This window comes from Nonomuraea lactucae, assembly GCF_003313395.1.
GTDB classification, from domain to species: domain Bacteria; phylum Actinomycetota; class Actinomycetes; order Streptosporangiales; family Streptosporangiaceae; genus Nonomuraea; species Nonomuraea lactucae.
On record NZ_QNFZ01000028.1, the window covers coordinates 1 to 4761 of the forward strand.

At 69.5% G+C, this 4761-nt stretch carries 4 protein-coding genes and 1 pseudogene; 2 read left to right on the forward strand and 3 right to left on the reverse strand.

What is annotated here, in order from left to right:
• Together DQW85_RS01840 and DQW85_RS01845 are read right to left on the reverse strand one after the other, a co-directional pair.
• Positions 1–271, reverse strand: a pseudogene (locus tag DQW85_RS01840) (hypothetical protein); the annotation flags it as partial.
• Entirely contained in the window at positions 271–1626 is a 1356-nt protein-coding gene (locus DQW85_RS01845; RefSeq protein ID WP_162794647.1) for a hypothetical protein, read from the reverse strand. The gene DQW85_RS01845 and the pseudogene DQW85_RS01840, both read right to left, overlap by 1 nt.
• 170 nt (positions 1627–1796) lie before the next feature.
• Here DQW85_RS01845 and DQW85_RS01850 point away from each other — a divergent pair, with 170 nt between their 5' ends.
• Positions 1797–2942 (forward strand): acyl-CoA dehydrogenase family protein, encoded by a 1146-nt coding sequence (locus tag DQW85_RS01850; RefSeq protein WP_113698715.1) that lies wholly within the window; start codon positions 1797–1799, stop codon positions 2940–2942.
• Here the strand turns inward: DQW85_RS01850 and DQW85_RS01855 are convergent.
• Positions 2917–4254, reverse strand: coding sequence for an RNA-guided endonuclease InsQ/TnpB family protein (locus DQW85_RS01855; RefSeq protein ID WP_476703590.1), 1338 nt, complete (start codon positions 4252–4254; stop codon positions 2917–2919). The two genes, DQW85_RS01850 and DQW85_RS01855, sit on opposite strands and share 26 nt — an antisense overlap.
• A 176-nt stretch (positions 4255–4430) precedes the next feature.
• Here DQW85_RS01855 and DQW85_RS45540 point away from each other — a divergent pair, with 176 nt between their 5' ends.
• Positions 4431–4592 carry a hypothetical protein gene (locus DQW85_RS45540; RefSeq protein ID WP_205314796.1) on the forward strand — a complete coding sequence of 54 codons (162 nt, stop codon included), beginning with the start codon at positions 4431–4433 and terminating at the stop codon, positions 4590–4592.
• Positions 4593–4761: the final 169 nt, after the last annotated feature.

Sequence of the window (4761 nt, forward strand, 5' to 3'; positions counted from 1 at the left end):
CCGCCAGGGGTGGCGGGGCGTCGAGGCGGGCGGGGGTCAGGGGGTCGCCGGCGCCGCCGGGGCCGACCGTGGGCGAGAGGATGAACGCGCCCGCGTTCTGGATCTGCACGGTGCCCGGCTCGGCCTGGGCGACCGGCGCCGGCCCGGAGCCGTCGTCCACGGCCGGAGCCAGCGACAGCAGGCCCACCATGATGGCGCCCACGCCACCCAGCGAGCCGGCGACCAGCAGCCCGGGCAGGGCCCTGTTCAGCGGTGACTTCTGCTCGGTCATCAGCTCGCTCCTCCCGCATGCGTGGCGCGCCGCCGCCGTAGCAGCAGCCCGCCGGTGGCGCTGCCCATCAGCAGCAGCGATCCGCCCGCGATCAACCCGTACGAGCCGGCGCTCCGCGGCTCCGGCGCCTCACCCGTGTCCACCCCGCCCTTGGGGGTCTTGGCCACCTGCGCCTTGGACCGGGTCGTGGTGGGTGTGGCGGTGACAGTCGCGGTCCTGGTCGTGGCGGGCCTCGCGCTCCCCGTCACGACGCCCCCGCCCGGCACGGTGCCCTGATGCGGGGCCGTCGTCGTCGGCGTGCTCGTGGAAGTCGGTGTCCCCGTGGTGGTCGGGGTCACGGTCGGCGAGCCGGTTGGCGTCGGAGAGACGGTGGGCGTCCCCGTCGGGGTCGCGCCGCGCACGGTCACCTCAACGGCGCCCGGGTTGTTGGTGATCACGCACGTCGACCTGTGCAGTGTCGGCGGGTCGATCATCTCCCGCGTGTGGATCTTGAACGCGTCGAGGTGGATGGGCTTGTCGTCGAGGTTCCTGATCGTGACGGTGTGCGGCCCGTAGTCCAGGTCCTTGCGCTCCCAGAGGGAGACGTTGCCCTGGGTGGCGTTCGTGGGGGTGCCGTCGGAGTTCTTCGTGGGATCGACGACCGCCGAGTCGTCGTCGTCCACGATCACCCGGACCTTGCTCACGTCGGGCATGCGACGTCCCACGTACTCGAAGCCCGTGCCGAGGAAGCTGATCCGCGCGGTGTCACCTCGGGCACCGGCCGTGTGGACGTCACGGAGCCAGTCTCCGTACTCGACCCGCGTGGGACCGTCGTGGGTCCACGTGCCCGTGGGGTAGCGCACCCGGTCCAGCTCGTCGTCGTTGACGGTGACCTCTCCCGCGGGCGGAACGAAGTCCACCGACATGCCCTGCGGGCTCAGCTTGAGCACGCCCTGCTGGGTCAGGTGCGCGAAGGACGAGATGCCCTCCGGCACCTCCAGCCGGACACCCGGCTGGAGCGCCCCCTGCTCTTCGCTCCCCCTGGGTTCGAGTACGCCGTTCCACGCGCCTTCGAGCTTGACATTGCCGACCAGGGAGACCGCAGCCCCCGCGGTGAAGTAGTCCGGCGACTTGAACCTGGGGGTGCCCGTGTACTCGACCTGCCAGGCCAGATTGAGCGTCCCGCCCACCTGGATCACGGTCGGGATCTGCACCCGCGCCCGGAGCGTGACCGCGCCCGTGCCGGCGACGCCCCCGGTGCAGCGGTAGTCCACGACGAGGTTGACCGACTCCGCCTTCGCAGGTGTCACCACGAACGCGGCGGAGGCGGCAATGCCCACCGATGCGGCGACAAGCGCCTTGTGCCACCGATTCACGGGAACTCCGATCACACTAGACCGAAAGTAGATCTTAGAGTCAATATCACCATCGACCCGACCTTCTTCTGGCACTTGTGATGAAGCCGTGTCCGCCCGGCAGAGTGGGTATACGTGGCAGTAACAGAATTGTATTCTGCCGACCACGACACCCCGTTTGGAGGCGACCGATGGAGCGAGGCCTCTTCGACGAGGAGCACCTGCTCTTCCAGGAGACCGTGCGCGAGTTCATGGCCCGCGAGGTCACACCGCACCATGATCGCTGGGAGAAGGACGGGATCGTCCCGCGAGAGGTGTGGAAGAAGGCCGGGGAGCTCGGGATGTTCGGGTTCTCGGTGCCCGAGGAGTACGGCGGGGCGGGCATCACGGACTTCCGGTACAACACCGTGATCCTGGAGCAGATGATCAGGCACGGCGCGACCGGCCTCGGGTTCTCGCTGCACAACGACGTCATGGCGCCGTACGTCGTCGAGATGACCGACGACGAGCAGAGGCGGCGGTGGCTGCCCGGCTTCGTCAGCGGCGAGCTGATCACGGCGATCGCGATGACCGAGCCGGGCGCCGGGAGCGACCTGCAGGGCATCAGGACCACGGCGGTCCGCGAGGGCGATCACTACGTGCTCAACGGGCAGAAGACGTTCATCACGAACGGCATCAACGCCGACCTGGTCGTGGTGGTGGCCAAGACCGACCCGGAGGCGGGGGCGCGGGGCATCACGCTGCTGGTCGTGGAGCGCGGGATGGAGGGGTTCGGCCGGGGCCGCAACCTGGACAAGGTCGGGATGAAGGCGCAGGACACGGCCGAGCTGTTCTTCGACAACGTACGCGTGCCCGTGGCCAACCGGCTCGGCTCCGGCGAGGGCGAGGGCTTCTACCAGCTCATGCGCAACCTGCCGCAGGAGCGCCTGTCGATCGCCGTCGGAGCGGTCGCGGCGGCCGAGACGGCGCTGGAGCGGACCATCGAGTACTGCCGGACCCGCCAGGCGTTCGGCCAGAACATCGGCTCCTTCCAGAACACCCGCTTCGTCCTGGCCGAGCTGGCCACCGAGACCGACATCGCCCGCCACTACGTCGACAAGTGCATCGTCGCCCTGAACGCCGGCCGGCTGACCGCGGTGGACGCGGCCAAGGCCAAGTGGTGGACCACCGAGCTGCAGACCAAGGTCGTCGACCGCTGCCTGCAGTTGCACGGCGGATACGGCTACATGACCGAGTATCCGGTGGCCAAGGCGTGGCTGGACAGCCGCGTACAGACGATCTACGGCGGCACCACCGAGATCATGAAGGAGATCATCGGCCGGTCGTTCGGCTTCTGACACCCGGTCCCCCAGGAACCGGCCCGACCCGCCGCCACGCGGCGCATACTGGCAAGCGTGACTCCTCCGTCTCCTGAAGGAGGCGGCTTCTCGCTAAGCCGCTTCCGCAGCCCGGCGAAGGGCAAGCCCTGCCCTGAGGATGTTGGTTGCCGCGTTGGTGTCGGCGTGCGCGGTGTGTCCGCACGCCTGACAGGCGAACTCGGCTTGGGTGACGCGGTTCTCCTTGGCGCAGTGCCCGCAGCGGGCGCACGTGCGGGAGGTGTTGTGGGGATCGACTGCGATCAGCTCTCGACCGGCGCTTTTGGGGATCGACTGCGATCAGCTCTCGACCGGCGCTTTCAGCCTTGTACGCGAGGACCTGCAGGAACACCCCCCAACCCGCGTCCAGAACGCTTCGGTTGAGGCCGGACTTGGCCGCGACGTTGCGGCCCGGCCGGTCGATCGTGCCGGCCGACCGGGTCATGTTCGCGATCTTCAGGTCCTCGTGCACGATCACGTCATAGTCGCGGACCAGCGCCAGCGCGGCCTTGTGCGCCGCGTCGAGTCGACCTCGCCGCACCTTCGCGTGCAGCGCCGCGACCCGGGCCACGGCCGTACGGCGGCGCCTGGACCCGCGCCTCTTACGGGCGAGGTCCCGCTGCGCGGCCGCCAGCCGGGTGGCGGTCGCGGCCAGGTGACGCGGGTTGGCGACGTGCACGCCGTCGCTGGTGGCCACCAGCGAGGCGACACCCATGTCGATCCCGGCCACCACGCCCGTCGCGGGCAGCGTTTCGGCGGGCACGTCATCGCACGACAGCACGACGAACCAGCGGGAGCCTTCCCGCTTGACGCTGATCGTCTTCACGGTGCCGAGCACCTGCCGGTGCCGGTGCACCCGCACATGCCCGATGCCCTGAAGGCGGACGAATGTTGCGGCCGGGTGCTCGGGCTGACAGTCCCACCGGCAGCCGTCGCCGTCCTTGGGCCACTCGACCGTGTCGAACCAGCCCCGGCCCTTGAACCGCGGCAAGCCCGCCTTGCTCCCGGTCTTGACCCGCGAGAAGAACGCGCGGAACGCCTTGTCCAACCGTCGCAAAGTGGCCTGCTGGGAGGAGAACGACCACCGGCCCTGACCCCCGGGGTCGTCGGCGCGGATGTGCTTCAACTCGCCCGACTGCTCGCCATACCGGACCGTCACGCCTGCCTTGCGGTAGGCCGTACGACGGTGTTCAAGAGCGGCGTTGTACAGGTCGCGGTGGTCATCAAGGCACGCCGTGAGCGCCGCCACCTGGCCGGCGGTAGGGCGCAGCAGGAACTTGAACGACCTGCGCACGCCCACCTCCTCAACCCCGACCGCACTGATCAACGCTATCGGCCGGTACCGACGAAATCCCGGAAGGAGACTCTGATCCGCGAATCTGACAGGTCACCGCACGCTCGGGCCTTGACGGCCCTCCCGCTCCCGATTCCCCCGTCGTCTGAAGGCGAAGACCCCCTCGGGAGATTTTGATGGACGGCGGGCTGATCCTTCTGGTTTTCCTCGCGGTGCTCTTCGCCTGGGGTCTCAACCGCGTACGCCGCGTGCTGCGCCTCGGGCCCGTCGGCTACGCCGGAGTGATGATCGTCTTCATCATCGTCATGCTGCTGCTCTGGGGCCAGACCTTCGCCTGACGGCGGAGCGCTAGCCGGGCAGGGCGGCGACGAAGCGGGCGAGCAGGCGGGCGAACTCGGCCCGTTCGCCATCGGTCCAGCCGGCCATGGCCTGGGCGAACGCCGCCCGCCTGGCCCGGTGGGCGCGCTCCACCGCGGCCCGCCCGTCGGCGGTCAGCACGAGCAGCGC